Below are 579 nucleotides of genomic sequence, written 5' to 3'. Positions count from 1 at the left end.
AGAAGAAGACCAGGAAATCAGAAAAAGGGCTGCTGAATGCGGCAAGACCGTTTCCGGTTTTTTACGGGCGGCAGCTCTCGGTAAGAAAGTTAACTCACTGACTGATGATCGGGTACTGAAAGAAGTTATGAGGCTGGGGGCGTTACAGAAAAAACTCTTTATCGACGGCAAGCGTGTCGGGGACAGAGAGTATGCGGAGGTGCTGATAGCTATTACGGAGTATCACCGGGCCCTGTTATCCAGGCTTATGGCAGATTAGCTTCCCGGAGGGAAACTGTCGAAAACAGACGGTATGAACGCCGTAAGCCCCCAAACCGATCGCCATACACTTTCATACATAGCTATGCAGTGAGCTGAAAGCGATCCTGCCGCATTTTTCCGGTTTACCCCGGGGAAAACATCTATTTTTGCGGTGTTTGCGGCAGAATCGCGTTCAGCGCGTTTCTGCGGTGCGCGTAATGAGACGTTATGGTAAATGGGAGCGTTAGAAACAGTCCCATTTACTTGAGTGGGGGGCAGTTGGCCATATAAAAAATGGTCAACTGTTTAAAATAGATCTTTTTCAGAAGCTCGGCATTC

General features: G+C 48.9%; 1 protein-coding gene. It reads left to right on the top strand.

Annotated elements, in window-relative coordinates:
* A partial coding sequence (mobA, locus tag J3473_RS19300) for a plasmid mobilization protein MobA (RefSeq protein WP_207025417.1) occupies nucleotides 1–259 on the top strand: 259 nt, incomplete at its 5' end.
* Nucleotides 260–579: the final 320 nt, after the last annotated feature.

The sequence above is a fragment of the Phycicoccus sp. DTK01 genome (assembly GCF_017312765.1).
Taxonomy (GTDB): Bacteria; Actinomycetota; Actinomycetes; order Actinomycetales; family Dermatophilaceae; genus Phycicoccus; species Phycicoccus jejuensis.
This window is presented reverse-complemented; position numbering and strand designations above follow the sequence as displayed.